The sequence below is a fragment of the Hydrogenophaga palleronii genome, assembly GCF_031457455.1.
In the GTDB taxonomy this organism is placed as follows: domain Bacteria; phylum Pseudomonadota; class Gammaproteobacteria; order Burkholderiales; family Burkholderiaceae_C; genus Hydrogenophaga; species Hydrogenophaga palleronii_A.
In genome coordinates, this window is record NZ_JAVDWU010000012.1 from 123,458 (window position 1) to 142,605 (window position 19,148).

Below are 19,148 nucleotides of genomic sequence, written 5' to 3' on the forward strand. Positions count from 1 at the left end.
CTCATGGCAGGCGCCGACCCCTCATCCGGGTGCCGTCCATGCGAGAGGTGAACCGATCCGGAGGGGGGGAACAACGAGGCACACAGTGCCTGGAGAAGCGACCCTTGAAGCCTTTTTCCGACCCTTTTCGTGCGGGGTCCATCCTTTTGTGGTGTGTTGGCCTGCTGCTCAGCGGCTGGGCAGCCTGGTCCATCCAGCGCGCCAACCAGGTGACGCTGGACGAGCGCGTACGCGGTGTCTCCGCTGAAATCGCCGAACAGATACAGGAGCGCTTTGCGCTCTATGAATATGGACTGCGCGGTGCACGCGGCGCGATAGCTGCATCAGGGGGCGTGGCCGTGACCCGCCAGCAGTTCGAGGCCTACATGGACAGCCGCGACGCCACCACCGAATTCCCCGGCGCCCGGGGATTCGGCTTCATCCGGCGTGTGCCCAAGGCCGACGTAGCGGCCTTCCTTGCCGCTGCACGGGCGGATGGACGACCCGACTTCACGATCAGCGAACTCGCACCGAACGAGGCCGACCGTTTTGTCATTCAATACATCTACCCTGAACAGGGCAATGAGGGGACCAGCGGGCTGGACATTGCCTCCGAGTTCCATCGCCGCGAAGCGGCCTTGATCGCGGCGCGTGCGGCTCAGGCACGCATCACGGCGCCCATCACGCTGGTACAGGCCAGCGGCGAGCCCGGCAAGGGGCTGCTGATGCTGCTGCCGGTGTACGCCACCGGGCAGGTTCCGACCTCACCCGGCGCGCGCGAAGCGGCCACGGTGGGCTGGGTGTATGCCCCGCTTCTGCTCGACGACGTGCTGGCCGACCTGGGTTCGCGCGCACACGAACTGAACCTGAGCGTGTCGGAGTTCGAAGGCAACACGCCGTTCTTCACCTCGGTGCATGGTCAGGTCGACAACATGCAGATCGCGCCTGCGAGCATGTTCCTGAACGTCTACGGCCAGGCCTGGACGCTCACCGCCAACGCCACGCCAGCCTTGGTGCGGGCCAGCCACCTGACGTCGCCGATTGAAGTGGGGCTCGGTGGTGCGGGAGTCACCAGCGTGCTGGCGCTGCTGCTCTTCATGGTCGGCCAGAACCGCCGGACGCGCGAAGCGGCACTGCGGCAGCGCGAATTCGGCTCGCTGTCGCGTGGACAACGCAGCCTGTCGCCGCTGGCCTTTGCGCGCAGCCCGCTCGCCATCCGGTCGCTGCTGGTCTACGGGCTGGGGGTGGTCGCACTGGGCGTCTGGCAATACCAGTACCAGCTCGACAAGCAGCTTCGGTCCACCGATGCCGACCTGGGGCGGGTCGTCAACGGCATGGCCCAGTTCACGGAAGAAAGGCGTGAATTTCGCAGCAGGAGCCTGCGCTTCCTGGCGAGCACGCCACCGGTGCAAGGCCTGGTTCGTGCGCTGCAGAACAAGGGAATCGACCCCACCGGGGGTTCAACATCCGCCGAATGGGAGCAGCGCCTGCAACAGATTTTCACGGGCTACCTGGGATCTTCGCCCGAGGTGCGCAGGCTGCGCTTTCTTCATGCGGCCGACAACGGAAAAGAGCTGGTCCGTGTGGAGCAGCGCGACAGCGCCGCCATGAGCATCCAGGTACCGGCCGGAAGCCTGTCGGCCCACGACACGGCGTTTTTGGCAGGGGCACTGCGGCAGCCACCAGGCGGGGTGCTGGTTTCCGACATTGAACTCCACCGCCAGCACGGCGCGCTCTCCGTGCCTCACTGGCCCACCGTCCGCTACGCCACGCCGGTGTTTGACGAGCAGGGTCGGGCGATCGGTGCGATCGTGCTGGACGTTGACGTCCGCGGCGCTCTGGATGGGTTTGTGCAGAGAAACGCGTCTGGCTTGGACATCTACATGACCAATGCACAGGGCGACTACCTGGTGCACCCCGACGCCAGCAAAGTGTTCGGGTTCGAGTTCGGCCTGCCTCACAAATGGACCGACGAATTCCGCGCTGTCGTCGAAGGGGGCACAGACAACAACGTCGGAGAGAGGGCGTTGACGCGATGGAGCGGACCCAACGGCAAGGTCTTCGGCGCACAGGCCGTGCTGCAGGGCAGTGGCCTGGGCAATGTCGGTACGCTGCATTTCATGGTGACGGTGCCCGTGTCCCGGCTGTACCAGGCGGCATGGGCCGATGTCCGAAACACGGCGCTGTTGCTGCTGATCATCGGTTTGGCCGGTGTCACGATGCTCTACCTGTACTGGGTGAGCATGGAACGTGCGCTGCAGGCCCGCAGCGAGCGGCTGCGTCTGGCCGCGATCGTGGACCAGACCACCGACGCCATCATCGGCCTGGACACCGCCGGTGTGGTGCTGTCCTGGAACCGCGGCGCCGAGCAGCTGTTTGGCTACACGGCTGAAGAAGCCATTGGCCAGCACCTGGACGCGCTGACCTTGCCCGAAGACGCTGAACCGGATGCACGCCCGATCCTCGGGCGCTCCTCCGCGGCCTTGGACCGCGCACCCCTGGAGGTTTGGCGCCGCACCCGCGACGGCCGGCGGGTGGAGGTCTCGATCACGCTTTCGCCACTGACGGGCAACGACGGCACAGTGGCGGGTGCAGCCGCCATTGTTCGTGACATCACCGAAGAGCGCGCGGCGCAGCGGCGCGTGGTCGAACTCAATACCCACCTGGAGCAGCAGGTGCAGGAACGCACGGCCAGCCTGCAGGCAGAGCGGCAGCGGCTGGACAACATTCTTCGCGGCACCCACGCAGGCACGTGGGAATGGAACGTGCAGACAGGCGAAAAGCTCTACAACGAGCGCTGGGCAGAAATGCTGGGGTACACCCTGGCCGAGCTGGGCACCCTCTCGCACGACATCTGGCTTTCCCTGGCGCATCCCGAAGATCAGAAGCGCGCAGACGCCCGGCTGCAAAGCCATTTCAATGGTGTGACCGATCAGTACGAATGCGAATTGCGCATGCGCCACAAGGATGGCCACTGGGTGTGGATCCTCGACCGGGGTCGCCTCACCAGCCGCACCGCCGATGGCCGGCCCGAATGGCTGCACGGCACCCACACGGACGTGACACAGGCACACCAGGCACAGGAACGCCTCGCCAGCAACGAGGAGTTGCTGGATCGCACGGGCCGGGTGGCCGGTATCGGCGGCTGGCAGTTCGAACTGGCGACCTGGAGCGTGACCTGGACCCCACCGATGTACGACATCTGCGAGGTCTATCCCGACTACCAGCCGGAACCGAACGGGCCGCTCGACTTCTTTGCTGAGAGCGAACTCCCCCGTGTGGTGGCGGCGCTCCGGGCCGTTCGCAAGGAAGGCACGCCCTTTGACATGGAAGTGCCCTTCGTCACCGCGCAGGGCCGCCATCTCCAGGTGCGTTTCGTGGGTGAGGCCATACGCAACACCACAGGCGAGGTGATCCGTGTTGTGGGTGCGTTGCAGGACGTGACCGCGCGCCACGCCATGGACGCCGAGATGCGCCGCATCAACGAGCTGCAGTTGAGCATTCTGGAGAACATGCCCTGCGCGCTCAGCGCCTTCGACGCCGATTTGCGGCTGGTGGCCTGGAACCAGCAATTCGTGAGCCTGCTCAGTCTGGAGTCGTTGTTCGAGAAGGGTGTCCCGTCCTTCGAGGACATCCTGCGCCTCAATGCCTCGCGCGGCGAGTACGGCGATGGTCCGGTTGAACCCAAGATCCAGGAAATGCTGGAGCGCGCACGCCACCCAGTGCCCCACCGTTTCGAGCGCGTGCGCCCCAACGGCACGCCACTGGAGGTGCGCGGCACACCCATGCCGGGCGGCGGTTTCGTGACCACCTACACCGACATGAGCGAGCGCAAGCGCGCCGAGCAGGACATCGCGCGCAGCGAGGCGCTGCTGCGCGGCGCCATTGAAGCCGTCGACGAGGCCTTCGTGCTGTACGACCCGGATGACCGACTGGTGCTGTGCAACGAGAAGTACCGCAGCCTCTATGAGGGCATCCGCGACGTTCTTCTGCCGGGCCAGCAGTTTGAGCACATCATCCGCACCTCCGCCGAGCGCGGATTTCAGGTCCTGGGTGACGAGAGTCTTGACGACTGGATTGCCGAACGCATGGCGGCCCACCGCTCGGGTGACGCGTACTTCGTGCAGCGCCTGTCCAATGGACGGGTGGTGCGCGTCATCGAACGGCAGCTCCCCGACGGTCACACGGTGGGCTTCCGCATCGACATCACCGACCTGGTGCGCGCCACCGATGCGGCCGAGGCCGCCTCACAGGCCAAGGGCGAATTCCTGGCCAACATGAGCCACGAGATCCGCACCCCTTTGCACGCGGTCATCGGCCTGACCCATCTGCTGGCCGACACGCCGCTCAGCGCGCACCAGCAACAGTTGCTGGACAAGTCCCTCATGGCCAGCCGCTCGCTGCTGGGCATCGTCAACGACGTGCTCGATCTCGCCAAGATCGAGGCCGGCGAACTGACCCTGCTGCCGGAACCCTTCCTCCTCGACAGCTTGGTCAACGACCTCGACAACCTCTTCCGAGAACAGTCGAAGTCCAAGGGCGTGCACTTGGTGGTTGAGCGCAGTGAGACACTGCCCGCCGTGCTGGTGGGTGACGCGATGCGACTGCGCCAGATCCTCAACAACCTGACGGGCAATGCCTTCAAGTTCACACAGCACGGCAGTGTACGCGTGCGGTTGAGCGGCGTGCCGGCCAAGGCAGATGACCCACCGGGCAGCGTGCGGCTGCGTGGCGAAGTACAGGATTCCGGGGTGGGCATTTCGCCGGAAGTGCAGGCCCGGCTCTTCACGCCGTTCACCCAGGCCGACGCCTCCACCACACGACAGTTCGGTGGTACCGGCCTGGGCCTCTCCATCGTGCGGCAGATGGCCGAGGCCATGGGCGGCAGCGTGGGCCTGCACAGCGTGGTCGGTGAAGGCAGCAGTTTCTGGTTCGAACTCCCGCTGAGCCTGCCCGAGGCCGATGGCGCCATCCCTGGCGAACGACGCCAGGCGAGCCTGGAAATCCTGGTGGTGGACGACGCCGAAGACGACCGGCGCGCGCTGGTCGACATGGCACGTGCCTTCGGCTGGCGCACCGACGTGTGCGATTCGGGCGAAGCACTGGTGCAATGGATGACGCAGCGGGCGGCATCGGGCCAGCCCTTGCCTGACGCCATGCTGGTGGACTGGCAGATGGGCGGCATCGACGGCCTGCAGGCGCTGGCCGAACTGACCGAGCGCATCGGACTTAAGAAATTGCCGGCCGCCCTGATGGTGTCGGCTTCGGAACGCGAACAACTGATGCAGCTGGACACCCGGCAACTGGCCAGCGACATCCTGACCAAGCCGGTGAACGCGTCGGTGCTGTTCAACGCCGTGAACCACGGCGTGGTCACGCGGCAAGGCAACAGCGATCGGGTGATGCCGCTGCGCACCATGCCGGGTCAGCACACGCTGTGGCTGCCCGATGTGCGTGTGCTGCTGGTGGACGACAGCGACATCAACCTGGAAATCGCCTCGCACCTGCTGAGCCGCGAAGGCGCGGCCGTGGTGACGGCCAGTTCGGGGCGACAGGCGCTGCAAAAGCTGGAGGCCATGCCTGACGCTTTTGACGTGGTGTTGATGGACGTGCAGATGCCCGACATGGATGGGTTGGAGGCGACCCGTCGCTTGCGCCAGCACACCGCTCTGCTTCAATTGCCCGTGATCGCGCTCACGGCAGGCGCGCTGGCCGAGGAGCGCCGACGCGCGATCGACGCCGGCATGAACGCGTTCCTGACCAAGCCGCTGGAGCCTCAGCTGTTGGTGCGCACCGTGCGCGAGGTGATCGAAGCCGCCACCGGTCAGGCCCTCGCCGTGCGGCAGGCCGACCCGGTCGCTTCCGCCACCGCATCGGCGAACTGGCCCGACATCGAAGGCATCGACAGCGGGCTCGCTGCCCAGCGCCTCAGTGGCGACCCGGCACTGCTGCATTCCTCGCTGCGCCGCCTGTTCAATGAATTTGGCGAATGGACACAAACCACGCTGCCCGACCCGATCAGCCCTGAACAACGCACCGCCTTCGCCAGCAAGGCACACAAGTTGCGCGGCGCGGCCGGCTTGATGGCCGCCACAGCGCTCCACCAGTCGGCCGGCGAATTCGAGAATTGTCTGCGCGGCGGCGAAGCCGTGGACCAACTGCTGCCGCACTGGCTGGTGATCGGGCGTGCGCTTCACAACCTGTCTGTGGCCGCGGCCCCGTTTCTGGAAACCGATGTCCTGTCCCCGGCGGCGACGTCGGCTGCCGAACACGCCCCCTTGACCGGAGAAGACCTGGTTGAATTCAGTGCGCTGCTGGCCCAGCAGGATCTGGCCGCGCTGGAGTGGGTGCAGCGCCATGCACCGGCTCTGCGCGAACGGCTGGGCGATGCCTTGCATGAACGACTGAACCGACAACTCAATGACCTGGACTTTGCCGGTGCCGCTGCGCTGCTGGCCGACGAGATTGCCAAATGACCACCTCATCCGACACCGCCTTTCCCGAGTCCATCGGGTCCACTGGGGCCGCCTCGCCCATGGGCGGCGCGCCTTCGCCGGACGCGGGTGACACCGCCCCCCTGCCCAGCATCCTCATCGTTGACGACGACCCCGGCATGGTCCAGGCACTGGCCAAGACCCTGCAGGGCCTGGGCCGACTTCGTTTTGCCACGCACGGCGCCGACGCGCTTCGGTTGATGCAAGAGACGCCACCCGACTTGGTGCTGCTCGACGCCCAGATGCCCGGGATCTCGGGCTTCGAGGTGCTCGATGCCATGCGACTCGATGCCCTGCTGGTCGATCTGCCGGTGATCATGATCACCAGTTGCACTGAAGAAAAAATCGAACAGGCCGGGCTGGAGAAGGGCGCCGCCGACTTCATTGCCAAGCCCCTGCGCCCCGCCATCGTGCAGGCACGGGTGCGCACCCAGTTGCGCCTGAAGCTGGCCAACGACGAGTTGCGCCAGATGTCGGCAGAAGACCGCCGCAAACTGGCCAAGGCCATGAACGACCTGCGCGCCAGCCACACCCGGCTGAAGCAGACCGCCGACGATCTCGCCCTGGCCAACCAAGGCTTGCTGCAGTTCGTGCGCATGGCCTCGCACGACATGCGCGAACCCCTCAACACCATGGTTCAGTTCACCGGCTTGGTGGTGGAAGACCACGCGCAGGCCCTGCCAGAAGATGCCCAGCGCTACCTGCAACTGGTGCTCAAGGCCGGGCAGCGCATGCGCACCTTGCTCGACGACGTGGTGCGCTACGCGCGGCTGCAGCAGGCAGGCGAAGCCGAACCACACACGCCGGTGGCGCTCGACACCATCCTCAACGACTTGCGCGACGCGCTCGCCGCCCGGCTGCAGAACAGCGGTGGCGCCCTGCATATCGCGCCCCTTCCCAAGGTGATGGGCCACGCCAGCCTGCTCTCGCTGCTGTTCCAGAACCTGCTGGCCAACGCCCTCAAATTCATGCCCAATGGGCGCACGCCCGAGGTGCAGGTAACGGTGAAGACAGAGGGGCACATGGCGCGTATCACTGTGAGCGACAACGGCATCGGCATCGCTCCTGAACACCTCTCCAAACTGTTCCAGCCGTTCCAGCGCCTGCACCTGCGCAAGGACTTCGAAGGCACCGGACTGGGGCTTTCCATCAGCCGGCAGATCGCCGAGCTGCACGGAGGCAGCATCGAAGTGCATGCCGACGTGGACCGGGGCTCGTGTTTTTCGGTGACCTTGCCGCTGGCCTATGGACCACCCCCTGCGTCGCCGTCGGCGCCGGCCCCCTGAAGGGGGCGACATCTTGGACCGGCATAGCCGGATCCTTGATGTCTCTGGATGGGCGGTTTCTTCGTTCGGTTCGTGTCGCGCGTCGGCTAAAAATTGTTCACCAATTCGACCAGCAACCTTTCACGCACGGCCGTCATGCCGCGGTAGGCCAACACCGCTTCGCTCATGGAAGCCAGCGCCGCGTGCAGTTCGGCGGCACGGCCCGGTGCCACGGCCAGCGACTCGTTCAGCGGGCACACCATCACCCGGATGAAGAACACGCCCCGCCGCAGTGCTGGCAATGGCAGCGTGGTCTGGCGTTCGACGCGAAAACAGAGCTGGTCGATCAGGCGGCCAGAGGCGTTGGGCGCATCGGCCTGGGCCAGCGCATCGTCCCAGCGCAGGCGACGCGTGTCGGGGTGCTGCGGCAGCTCCGCGCTGGGGGTGAGCAGCCACACATGGCGCAGCATGGGCGCCTGGCGAAACGCCATGTCGACGATGCCTCTCGCGCCCGCCTGCAGCAGTGCGTTGTCGGCCACGGGGGCGTGGATGGCGGCGAAGTCCAGGCCCAGCTTGTGGGCGGGGTTCCAGTTGGATGGGAAGCACACCGACAGGAAGCGGGTGCGCAGGGTGGTGGGCGCCTGAGCGCTCGCTGGCTCACCTGGCTCGTCGTGCAGCACGACGAAATCCTCCTGCATGCCCAGGGCCAGCGCGTCGGGATCGGGCGCCAGCGCCACGCCGGTCTGTGCGGCGTAGGCTTCGGCCACGGCCCGCAACACGGCGGCATCGGGCTCACCCAGCACGGCCTGCGACCGCCTGGTGGCCAGCACCCTGGCCTTTTGCCTGGCATAGGTGGGCGCCAGCGCATCGCGCAGAAACAAGGCCGGGGGAACGGCCTCTGCCGTCAGGTGGGCAAGCCCGGGGCGCATGCGAAACGGGCTGGCCACGGTCCATGGCATCGCCCCTGCGGGGGTGTATTCGTGCATCGGCATCAACGTGATCAGATCAGACGAGCCCCGACCAGGGGGACAAAAAACGAGTCTCAGAGGGCACATCTTGCGACACAATGCGCCGGGCTCTGGCGCCAATTTGTGCGCACAATCGGGACCATGAACGGTTCTCACGCCCCCATGATTTCCCCAGCCTGCCCCGTCCGGCGACCGCACAGATCATCCCGGGCTCTCAGGCTTGCCGGGTCCGCCGCCCTGATCGCTTTCGCCAACCTGCTCGGCGCCTGTGCACCCCAGGTTGCGGGCACCGCGCCAGCCGAACCGCCCGCTACGGCTCCGGCGCCAGCGCCCTCGCCTGCCTTGCCCCCCGGGGTCGAAGGCGTGGCCTGCACCATGGATGTGATCCAGTGTTCCAACGGTGACTGGGTCGGCCGCAAGCCACCCGGCTGCCAGTTCACCTGTCCGCCCGGGAGCACCCCGGTGTCCCCCCGTTAGCACAGCGAACCCTTGGTGGCTGTGCGACCTTCGTCCAGATGGCGTGAACCCTTGAGCGCCCACAGGCTCCAACCGGCCTGATCCCGAGGTTGGCCGTGTCTCAGCCTCTCAGCCAAGGAAATCTTTGATGCGTCCCTACTCCCTCAACAGCCCCGAAGCTGCCGCGCGCCTGCTGGCCATGGTGCTGGTGGCCGATGGCCGCTATTCCATGGCCGAAATCAAGGCGCTGGACCGGCACAATGCGCCGACCCAGCTCGGCCTCTCCCCCTCGGCGATGCAGACCGTGATCAACGACTTCTGCACCGACCTGCTGGCCGACGCCGGCGGTGAGTGGACCAGTTCCACCCACCTGGCCGACACCACCCGCCAGCGTTTGATTGCCGAAGTTCAGGACCCCGAACTGCAGGAACGGGTGTGGCACCTTTGCGAAGCCATTGCCCGCGCCGACGGACATCTGGCTGACGGCGAGGTCGACATGCTCGACACCCTCGCCTTCAGCTGGCGCCAGGTGCCGGAAAGCCGCGACTGACCGTCGCGACCCATCGGCGGTTGGGGCTGCATCCTCAGGCAGATGGAGGCGGTACGATCTGCGCCACCGGCTCGGGCACCAGGAGCGATCCTCTGCGCAGGCCACGAATGGTGGCCTGACACAGCCAGAGCACCGCCATGGAAGTGACCGCCAGCAACACCAGGCCCAAGCCCTGCAGCCCGTCATGCCAGGCGCTTTCAGGCTGGTGTTCGGCCAGGCGCAGCGTGAGCGTGGTGAACGCAGCCAGCGGAAACGACAGCGCCCAGAACGCCACGCCAAACGGCTGCGCCATGATGCGCGGGATCAGCGGCAGCACCCAGGCCAGGAAGAACAGCGCCAGCCCCCACAGCGCCTGCACCAGCGGCAACGCCGCCCCCATCTGCAGCAACACGAGACCGATCACCGCCGGCGGTGCCACAGTGATGAACCAGGCGGGGACCAGGCGCTCGGGCAAAGGGCTGTGCGACAGGCGCCGCACCAGCATCAGGGTCACCACGACCGGCCAGAAAAAGGCCCCGACACCCATCTGCGCGGCAGACCAGCCTTCGATGCCCAAGGGCAGGCCCGCCAGTGGCGCCACCACATTTCCCACCACGGGAATCAACAACACCGGTGTGACCCCGGGCCACAGCCCGGTCTGCCCCGGCGCCTGAGCGGGCGCGGCATTGGCGGCAGGGGCGATCCAGCGACTCAGCACCCACCAGGTCGCCCACACCTGCGTGAGGCTGCCCACCCACCAGAGCACACGCCACAACAGCGCCAGCGGACCATTGGCGCCATCGAGCGCCACGCCCACTGTGGCCAGCAGAAGCAAGGACACCGGCACGGCCGCCACAAAGGCATGCCGCACAGGGTGACGCAGATCTTCGGCCAGAGCATCCGCATGGCGCGAGGCGCGCAGCAACGAAGCCCCCGCCAGAACAACAAACACCACAGCAGCCACACCACCCACCAACAACGCCACGCCTGCAGCCATGTCGCCCAGCACGAACTGCGCACGGTGCCAGGCCAACGCCAGCCCACACAAACCCATGACCAGCGCGAACCAGCCGGGCATGAGGAATTTCAAAGGTGCAGGGTGGGACATGTCGATCCTTGGACAGAGAAGACAGCGGTGACTTCAGCAAGGCAAAAAGGTAGCAGAGCACCACCCAAGCGACGGCAGCGAGGGGAAGCCCTCCAGGGCTCCCGTGGAACCGGCTTTGCCGGGCCACTGGGAGCGTCCCCCCTCCGGGGGGAAGACGCGAAGCGGCGCAGGGGGGCTTCACTTCTCCGGAGCGCGCGCCCCCTCCAGGGCACCCGTGGAACTGGCTTTGCCAGGCCACGGGGTGCGTCCCCCCTTTGGGGGGAAGACGCGAAGCGGCGCAGGGGGGCCTCACTTCCTACATGCACTGCCACCCTCCGGTACCCCCAGCCACCTGAAGAGAAAAGCGGGTGGACAGAATCCGGTGATGCCGGACTGGAACAGGTTGAAGCCGGCAAAGGCGGTCAGGGCCAGGAACCACTGGTTCACGAAGATGGGGCTGCCTTCAAAGCCCAGTGCGAGCGAGAGCATGACGACAAAGCCGGCCATGATGCGTATGTAACGTTCGACGGTCATAAGAAAACTCCTTGTTGAGGTAAAAAAAGGGTGAGGGGTTTCGGTCAAGCGCACACCGCAGAACCGGCTTTGCCGGGCTGCTGGTGTGGTCCCCCTTCCAGGGGGAAGACGCGAAGCGGCGCAGGGGGTCATCGCTTGTAAACAGTGAAGTAAAGAACGGGAATCACCACCAGGGTGAGCAGGGTGGACACGGCGATGCCGAAGATCAGCGAGATGGCCAGGCCGTTGAAGATCGGGTCGTCCAGGATGAAGAAGGCGCCCATCATGGCGGCCAGGCCGGTCAGCGCAATGGGTTGCGCGCGCACCGCGGCAGACTGCACCACCGCGTCCGCAAAGGCCAGGCCGCGCGCGGTCTCCAGCTCGATGAAGTCGACCAGCAGGATGGAGTTGCGCACGATGATGCCGGCCAGCGCGATCATGCCGATCATGCTGGTGGCGGTGAACTGCGCACCCAACAATGCATGGCCGGGCATCACGCCAATAATCGTCAACGGAATGGGCGCCATGATCACCAGCGGCGTGATGTAGCTTCGGAACTGCGCCACCACCAGCAGGTAGATCAGGATCAGGCCCACGCCGTAGGCGGCGCCCATGTCGCGGAAGGTCTCGTACGTGATCTGCGATTCGCCGTCCCACTTGATGGCGTACTGGCGGTAGGGGTCATCGGGCTGGCTGATCCAGTATTCGCCCAGCTCACCAGCGTTGGGCAAGGCAGCAGCGTCGAGCTGGCTGCGAATGGCGAACAGGCCGTACAGGGGTGAGTCCTGCGCGCCCGCCATGTCGCCCATCACATAAGTGACCGGCAACAGGTTCTTGGTGAAGCGGGGTTGGTCGGTCACGCCACGCTCCACCTGCACCAGTTCAGACAAGGGCACCATGCGTCCGCCCGCGGCCTGCATGGGCAGGGCCAGCAAGCTGTCCAGCCCCACCTGGGCATCACGCGGCAGCTGCAGACGCACCGGCACCGGGTAGCGCGACTGACCGTCGTGCAAGTAGGCAGCGTCGGTGCCGGAGAGCGCGGCGTGCACCGTCTGCGCGATCACCTGCGCCGGGATGCCCAGCGATTCGGCGCGCTGGCGCTGGATGCGCAGGAAGGCGCGCGGTGCGTCTTCTTTCAACGTGGTGTCGATGCCGACGATGTCTGGCGTGTCGCCAAAGGCCTTGGCCACGCGGCGTGCCAGTTCGGCCCGGCCGGCTTCGTCGGGCCCGTACACCTCGGCCACAATGGGCGAAAGCACGGGCGGGCCTGGTGGCACTTCGACCACCTTGATGCGGGCGGCGTGTGCTGCGGCGATCTTCTCCAGTTCAATGCGGTGGCGCTGGGCGATGGCGTGGCTTTGTTCGCTGCGCTCGCCTGCCGCCACCAGATTGATCTGCAGGTCGCCACCTTCGGCGTCGGCACGCAGGTAGTACTGTCGCACCAGGCCGTTGAAGGTGATGGGGCTGGCGGTGCCGGCGTAGCCTTGCACATTCGCCACTTCTTTTTGTGTGGCCAGCCAGGTACTCATGTCCTGCAGCGCGGCGGCGGTGTCTTCCAGCGGTGTGCCGGCTGGCATGTCGAGCACCACCTGGTACTCGCTCTTGTTGTCGAAGGGCAGCATCTTCAGCACCACCCACTGCACCAGGGTCAGGCCGACGGAAAGCATGAGCGCCACCAGAATGCCCGCCATCAGCAACCAGCGCTTTTTCGCGCTCTGCAGGAACGGCGTGAGCACGCGGGTGAACAGCCGCTGCAGGGCGCTGTTCAACTTGCTCGGGCCGTGCGCATGGGCGTTGCTGCCCGACGTCTTGGTCAATTTCAAGGCCAGCCATGGCGTGACGGTGAACGCAATGGCCAGCGAGATCGCCATGCCCATGCTGGCATTGATCGGGATCGGGCTCATGTACGGGCCCATCAGCCCGCTCACAAAAGCCATGGGCAGCAGGGCCGCGATCACCGTGAAGGTGGCCAGGATGGTGGGGCCGCCCACTTCATCGACCGCGCGCGGAATGATCTCGGCGAGCGGCGCGTCGGGCGTGAGGCCGCGGTGGCGGTGGATGTTCTCCACCACCACGATGGCGTCGTCCACCAGGATGCCGATGGAGAAGATGAGCGCGAACAGCGACACGCGGTTCAGCGTGAAGCCCCAGGCCCAGCTGGCGAACAGCGTGGCGGTCAGGGTGAGGATCACGGCCGCGCCCACGATGATGGCTTCGCGCCGGCCCAGCGCCAGGCCCACCAGAATGATCACGCTGCCGGTGGCAAAGATCAGCTTCTGGATCAGCTTGTTGGCCTTGTCGGCGGCCGTCTGGCCGTAGTCGCGCGTGATGCTGACCTCGACGTTGTCGGGGATCACGCTGTTCTTCAGGTTGTCCAGGCGCTCGCGCACACCCTGCGCCACGTCGACCGCGTTTTCACCGGGCTTCTTGGTGACGGTGATCGTGACGGCCGGGTACCTCTGGCCGGCCTGTGCGGCCTGTTCCGGGTCGGCGGCCGCACCAGGCGTGAACCACACATAGTTCTGGGGCAGCTTCGCCCCGGCCTCCACCCGCGCCACCTCACGGAGGTACACAGGACGTCCCTGGCTCACGCCGACCACGATGTCGCCCACATCCTGCTCGTTCTGCAGGAAGTCGCCCGTCTGCACGCTGAGCATGCCGGGCTCTCGCGCAGCGGCGTCCGGATTGGCCACGGTGCCCGCTGGCATGGCCTGGTTGGCCGACGCAACAGCGCCATGCAGGGCCTGCACGCTCACGCCACGTTCGCGCAGTCGAGCCGGGTCCAGCCACACGTGCACCGCACGGCCCGGGCCGCCAATGGTTTCGACCTCTCGCGTGCCTGGCACGCGCTTGAGTTCGCTCTCCAAGGCGTGGGCCACACGCTCCAGGTCGTGCGCACTGTCGGCGTCGGGGCTCCACAGCGTGGCGGCCAGTACCGGTACATCGTCGATGCCTTTGGGTTTGACGATCGGCGCCATCACGCCCAGGCCCTGGGGCAGCCAGTCCTGGTTGGCATTGAGCACGTCGTACAGGCGCACCAGCGCCTCGGTGCGGGGCACCCCCACCTGGAACTGCACGGTGAGCACCGCCATGCCGGGGCGGGCCACCGAATAGGTGTGCTCAATACCCTGGATCTGCGACAACACGTGTTCGGCCGGAACCGCCACCATCTGTGCGACGTCGGCACTCGACGCGCCGGGGAACGGGATGAGCACGTTCGCCATGGTCACGTTGATCTGAGGCTCTTCCTCGCGTGGCGTGACCATCACGGCGAACAGGCCCAGCAACAGTGCCACCAACGCCAGCAGCGGTGTGATGGCGTTGCTCTGGAACATGCGCGCCACCGAGCCGGAAAAGCCAAGCTTTTCAGGTGCGGTGGATGTGGCGTTGGAGTGGTTCATGGCCGTGTTCTCAGGTGTGATCGAACTCACTGGGCCACCTGCGCGCTACTCAACCCGGCGCGCACCGGATCGAGCGCGACCCGGTCACCGGGGCGCAGGCCTGAAAGCACTTCCACACCCGCGTCGCCATGGTCCGCACCCAGGCGCACCGCGCGCAGCACGAAGGCGGTGGGTTGTCCTTCTGCGATGGCCAGGTACACGGCCGTCAATTCGCCGCGACGCAGCACCGCCGATGCGGGCACCAGAAGCCGTTGCGGCGCATTGGCCACTGCTGCACCCACAAAGCGCACCTGCACATTGCGCCCGGGGACCTGGTCGGCACCGTCGGCCTCGCTGAGGTCCAGCCGCCATTCAACGGTTTGCGACACGGCGTCGGCCGCCGGCAGGCTGGTGCGTTTCTCTGGCGTCACCCAACGGCCCTCGGCACCGGGAAGCAGCACTTCCACGCGCTGAGCGACCAGCGCCAGCGCCTGTTGGGACGCTGGCACATGCACCACCACGCGGATCGGTTGCGGCGCGTAGACCGTGACCACCGGCGAACCTGGCATGGCCAGCGTGCCGGCTTCGGCATGCGTTTGCAGCACCCAGCCATCGTAAGGCGCGGTCAGTCGGGTAAAGCCCTGTGCCAGCGACGACTGTGCTTGGCCAGCGCGCGCGGCTGCCACCCCCGCTGTGGCGGCGCGCAACTGGGCTTGTGCCGTGTCCAGCGCGGCCTGGGCCATGAAGCCTTTTTCCCGCAGCTCGCGGGTGCGCTCAAAGTGGGCACGGGCGTTGGCCAACTGGGCGTCGGCCTGCGCAAACCCCGCCTGGGCCTGCGCCACACCGACCTGCGTGGCGCGGTCATCGACCACCGCCAGCACCTGCCCGGCCTTGACACGATCGCCCGCCTTCACCCGCAGTTCGGCGATGCGCCCACTGGCCTGGGCCGACAGGGTGCTCTGCCGCACCGCCTGCAGGCTGCCGTCGAGTGCCAACCCCGAGCCCACGGCACGCGAGCCCAGTGTGACCACCGGTACCTGCGCGCTTTCCACCACCCTGGCCTGATCGGCTCCATGCGCCATGCCACCCATCGAGAGCAGCACACCAGACAACAGCGCGAGCGACAAGGCGCCAGACACGAAAGTGCGCGACACGTTGGGCGTGAACGCCCGAACTGCGCTGGGGAGTAGGCCGTTGAGAGGGAAATGCGCGGGGCTGGACATGGTGTTCTCCTGTACAGTCAGGAGTATACACGTATACCCCTAGGGGTACAAGTCAGTGGCGATTCAAGCAGCGTTTCGGGACCCAGTAATGGAGATCTCCGATGGTCGTGATGTGCAGACTGGGGGGCGTCCATGGAGGGCGCAGAAATGGGCGTCACCGGGAACACAGGTGGCTTCTCTCTCATCCCCGCTGGGGGAGGACGTGGCATAGCGCCCTACGGCGAGGAGGTGTTCTTCCAGGGCACCCGTGGAACCGGCTTGCCGGGCCACTGGGTGCGCCCCCTTCCAGGGGCTGAGGGCTGCGGCTCCAAGTCTGCCTGCGCAGACTTGGACAGCCCGAAGAGATATCGGCTCTGACGATGTCGCGGCCTGCAAGGCACGCCGAAGGCGGCGCGGGGGGACTTCCTTCCAGCCCCCTCAGCCCTCTCCCGCCGCAAACGGCACCCGCTGCGCCACCGCACAAAGCAGCTCATAAGAAATCGTGCCCGCCGCATGCGCCACCTCGTCCACCGGCAGCACCGCCCCGCTCTCGCTGCGTCCCCACAGCACCACTTCCTCGCCCACACCGCAGGCGTGACCCGCTTCGTCCAACGGCGAGAGGTCGACCGTGATCATGTCCATGCTCACCCGCCCTACCACCCGCGTGCGCACCCCGTCCACCAGGATGGGCGTGCCGGTGGGCGCGTGCCTCGGATACCCATCGGCGTATCCACAAGCCACCACCCCCACGCGCATGGGCCGGTCTGCGGTGAAGGCCGACCCATACCCCACGGTGTCGCCGGTCTCCAGTTCCTGCACGCCGATCAGGCGGCTGCTCAGGGTCATGGCAGGCTGCAGATTCCAGTCGGCGGCGGTGCGGTTCGGATGGTCAGGGGCACCGCCGTAGGTGGCGATGCCGGAGCGTACCCAGTCGGACGCCAGCACCTCGGTGGCGGCTTCACCGGAACGGCTCTTCAACGCGACGGCGGCATGGCGCAGGATGGCCGCGCTGTTGCACAGGCTGCGCTCGCCGGGCAGGTCGGCGGTGGCTGCCTCAAAGGCCGCCAGCTGGTGGGCAATGCCGCGGGCGCCGTCTGCGTCGCTGAAGTGGGTCATCAACGAGATTTCGTCCACCTGGGGCAGTGCGTTCAGACGTGCCCACGCGGCGCGGAAGGCGGCCGGCTTGAAGCCCAGGCGGTTCATGCCCGAATTGAGCTTGAGAAACACACGGTGGGGGACCTGGGTCTTGTGCGCCGCCAGCCAGTCGATCTGCTCGGTGCAGTGCACCGTGTGCCACAGGTGCAGCCGCGAGCACAGTTCCAGATCGCGGGGCTCAAAAACGCCCTCCAGCAACAGCACCGGACCGCGCCAATCCAATGCGCGCAGGCGTTCGGCTTCGGCCAGGTCCAGCAGCGCAAAGCCGTCGGCCGAACGCAGCGCGTCAAAACAGCGTTCGATGCCATGACCGTAGGCATTGGCCTTTACCACCGCCCACACCCGGGCGTCGGGCGCACAATCGCGTGCACGCTGCAGGTTGTGGCGCAGGGCCTCGGGGTGCACGGTGGCCAGAATGGGACGCGGCATGGTGGGTAGATGGAACCGGGGTTGTTGGAAAAGTCTCAATGCCGGACGGATCGTGACCTGCTTCAGACAAAAGGCCTGCGCAGATGTCCATTTCGGCACACCCGCGCTTACAAGCTGTCACATTTGGCGTGCTATAACCCGCCATCGCTGGAGACCAGACGTCGAACTTTCGCACAAAAGCGCCGCCGCACACCCCCTCTGCCCACCCACCCGGGCCCTAAATTCATCGCCATGAAGCGCGGCTTCTACACCATCATGACGGCGCAGTTTTTCAGCTCCCTGGCTGACAACGCGCTGTTCGTGGCCGCCATCGAACTGCTGCGCACACGCGGGGCGCCCGAATGGCAGAGCGCGGCCCTGGTGCCGCTGTTTGCGCTGTTCTATGTGGTGCTGGCGCCGTTTGTGGGGGCGTTTGCGGACGCCAGGCCCAAGGGCCAGGTCATGTTCATCAGCAACGCCATCAAGGTGGTGGGCTGTCTGCTCATGCTCACCGGGGTGCACCCCTTGCTGGCCTACACCCTGGTGGGGCTGGGGGCTGCGGCGTACTCGCCGGCGAAATACGGCATCCTCACCGAATTGCTGCCGCCATCCCAACTGGTCAAGGCCAATGGCTGGATCGAAGGCCTGACCATTGCGTCGATCATTCTGGGCGTGCTGCTGGGTGGGCAGCTGGTGGGTCCTTGGCTGTCGGGCTTGCTGCTGTCCATCAATGTGCCATGGGTTGACACCGGGATCGCCACACCGGCCGAAGCTGCGGTGGCCGCTCTGGTGGGTGTGTACGCCCTGGCGGCCTGGTTCAACACCCGCATTCCGCTGACCGGCGTCACGCCCCGGATGATGCCGAAGAACCCGCTGGCCTTGCTGCCCGATTTCTGGCGCTGCAACTCGCGCCTGTGGCGCGACCGCCTCGGCCAGATCTCACTGGCCACCACCACCCTGTTCTGGGGCGTGTCGGGCAACCTGCGCTACATCGTGCTGGCGTGGGCCGGCGCCGCGCTGGGCTACAGCACCACGCAAGCCTCCTCGCTGGTGGGGGTGGTGGCCCTGGGCACGGCGGTAGGTGCGGTAGTGGCGTCGATGCGCATGCGGCTGGACCAGGCCACCCGGGTCATGCCGCTGGGCATCGCCATGGGCGTGCTGGTCATATTGATGAACTTCATCGACAACGTGTGGGTCGCCGCGCCGTTCCTGGTGCTGCTGGGCGGCCTGGGCGGCTTCCTGGTGGTGCCCATGAATGCCCTGCTGCAGCACCGGGGCCACAACCTCATGGGCGCCGGCCGTTCGATTGCGGTGCAGAACTTCAACGAACAGGCCTGCATTCTGCTGCTGGGCGCGCTCTACAGCTTCTCCACTGCCATGGGCTGGTCGGCCTTCATGGCCATCACCGCCTTCGGCGTGCTGGTGGCCGGCTTCATGGGCGTAATTGCGCTGTGGCACCGCCACAACCAACGCACACACCCGCACGAACTGGAACGCCTGCTGGAAATCGCGCGCCGGGACGACTTGCACGGCTGAATTCGGTACTCCCCCCTGCGCCGCTGACGCGGCTTCCCCCCTCTCTGGCGCGCCTGCGGCGCTTGGAGTGGGGACGGCGCGAGTGGCCCGGCAAAGGTTCTATGGTTTGTTGTCAAGCGACTGGGGTATGCGTTGCGGATCAAACGGTTTGCCGGTGCGCCAAACGGCAAAGGCGA

10 protein-coding genes are annotated in these 19,148 nt (G+C 66.4%); 4 read left to right on the forward strand and 6 right to left on the reverse strand.

Annotation, left to right across the window (positions count from 1 at the left end):
• Positions 1-104: 104 nt before the first annotated feature.
• Both J2W49_RS22930 and J2W49_RS22935 read left to right on the forward strand, forming a co-directional pair.
• Positions 105-6,455 carry a PAS-domain containing protein gene (locus tag J2W49_RS22930; protein ID WP_310321572.1) on the forward strand — a complete coding sequence of 2,117 codons (6,351 nt, stop codon included), beginning with the start codon at positions 105-107 and terminating at the stop codon, positions 6,453-6,455.
• Positions 6,452-7,759: a sensor histidine kinase gene (locus J2W49_RS22935; RefSeq protein ID WP_310321575.1), complete on the forward strand. Its 1,308-nt coding sequence runs from the start codon at positions 6,452-6,454 to the stop codon at positions 7,757-7,759. Before J2W49_RS22930 ends, J2W49_RS22935 begins: the two co-directional genes overlap by 4 nt.
• An 86-nt stretch (positions 7,760-7,845) precedes the next feature.
• On the opposite strand, the gene J2W49_RS22940 is transcribed toward J2W49_RS22935, so the two are convergent.
• Entirely contained in the window at positions 7,846-8,724 is an 879-nt protein-coding gene (locus J2W49_RS22940; protein WP_310321577.1) for a heme-dependent oxidative N-demethylase subunit alpha family protein, read from the reverse strand.
• 586 nt (positions 8,725-9,310) lie between these two features.
• Between J2W49_RS22940 and J2W49_RS22945 the strand changes: the two genes are divergently transcribed.
• On the forward strand, positions 9,311-9,712 hold the full coding sequence (locus J2W49_RS22945; protein ID WP_310321579.1) for a tellurite resistance TerB family protein: 402 nt from the start codon (positions 9,311-9,313) through the stop codon (positions 9,710-9,712).
• Between the two features lie 34 nt (positions 9,713-9,746).
• Here the strand turns inward: J2W49_RS22945 and J2W49_RS22950 are convergent, their stop codons facing one another.
• The 5 genes from J2W49_RS22950 to alr form a co-directional block, all read right to left on the reverse strand.
• A complete protein-coding gene (locus J2W49_RS22950; RefSeq protein ID WP_310321582.1) occupies positions 9,747-10,799 on the reverse strand; it encodes an SLAC1 family transporter in 1,053 nt (350 codons plus the stop codon).
• A gap of 288 nt (positions 10,800-11,087) precedes the next feature.
• On the reverse strand, positions 11,088-11,312 hold the full coding sequence (locus J2W49_RS22955) for a YgaP family membrane protein (RefSeq protein ID WP_310321584.1): 225 nt from the start codon (positions 11,310-11,312) through the stop codon (positions 11,088-11,090).
• Between the two features lie 128 nt (positions 11,313-11,440).
• The gene (locus J2W49_RS22960) at positions 11,441-14,692 is read right to left on the reverse strand and encodes an efflux RND transporter permease subunit (RefSeq protein ID WP_310321586.1); all 3,252 of its coding nucleotides are present in this window, start codon (positions 14,690-14,692) and stop codon (positions 11,441-11,443) included.
• A gap of 26 nt (positions 14,693-14,718) precedes the next feature.
• The gene (locus J2W49_RS22965) at positions 14,719-15,894 is read right to left on the reverse strand and encodes an efflux RND transporter periplasmic adaptor subunit (protein ID WP_310321588.1); all 1,176 of its coding nucleotides are present in this window, start codon (positions 15,892-15,894) and stop codon (positions 14,719-14,721) included.
• A 417-nt stretch (positions 15,895-16,311) separates the two neighbouring features.
• Positions 16,312-17,457, reverse strand: a complete 1,146-nt coding sequence (gene alr, locus J2W49_RS22970; RefSeq protein ID WP_310321590.1) for an alanine racemase — start codon at positions 17,455-17,457, stop codon at positions 16,312-16,314.
• Between the two features lie 231 nt (positions 17,458-17,688).
• Here alr and lplT point away from each other — a divergent pair, with 231 nt between their 5' ends.
• Positions 17,689-18,972: a lysophospholipid transporter LplT gene (gene lplT / locus J2W49_RS22975; RefSeq protein WP_310321592.1), complete on the forward strand. Its 1,284-nt coding sequence runs from the start codon at positions 17,689-17,691 to the stop codon at positions 18,970-18,972.
• The last annotated feature ends 176 nt before the right edge of the window (positions 18,973-19,148 follow it).

What these genes read in the sequence shown, in the direction of transcription:
- J2W49_RS22940 (WP_310321577.1), bottom strand. Translation starts at nt 8,724, where the DNA reads ATGCACGAATACACCCCCGCAGGGGCGATGCCATGGACCGTGGCCAGC.
- alr (WP_310321590.1), bottom strand. Translation starts at nt 17,457, where the DNA reads ATGCCGCGTCCCATTCTGGCCACCGTGCACCCCGAGGCCCTGCGCCAC.
- J2W49_RS22945 (WP_310321579.1), top strand. Translation starts at nt 9,311, where the DNA reads ATGCGTCCCTACTCCCTCAACAGCCCCGAAGCTGCCGCGCGCCTGCTG.
- J2W49_RS22965 (WP_310321588.1), bottom strand. Translation starts at nt 15,894, where the DNA reads ATGTCCAGCCCCGCGCATTTCCCTCTCAACGGCCTACTCCCCAGCGCA.
- J2W49_RS22950 (WP_310321582.1), bottom strand. Translation starts at nt 10,799, where the DNA reads ATGTCCCACCCTGCACCTTTGAAATTCCTCATGCCCGGCTGGTTCGCG.
- J2W49_RS22935 (WP_310321575.1), top strand. Translation starts at nt 6,452, where the DNA reads ATGACCACCTCATCCGACACCGCCTTTCCCGAGTCCATCGGGTCCACT.
- J2W49_RS22960 (WP_310321586.1), bottom strand. Translation starts at nt 14,692, where the DNA reads ATGAACCACTCCAACGCCACATCCACCGCACCTGAAAAGCTTGGCTTT.
- J2W49_RS22955 (WP_310321584.1), bottom strand. Translation starts at nt 11,312, where the DNA reads ATGACCGTCGAACGTTACATACGCATCATGGCCGGCTTTGTCGTCATG.
- lplT (WP_310321592.1), top strand. Translation starts at nt 17,689, where the DNA reads ATGAAGCGCGGCTTCTACACCATCATGACGGCGCAGTTTTTCAGCTCC.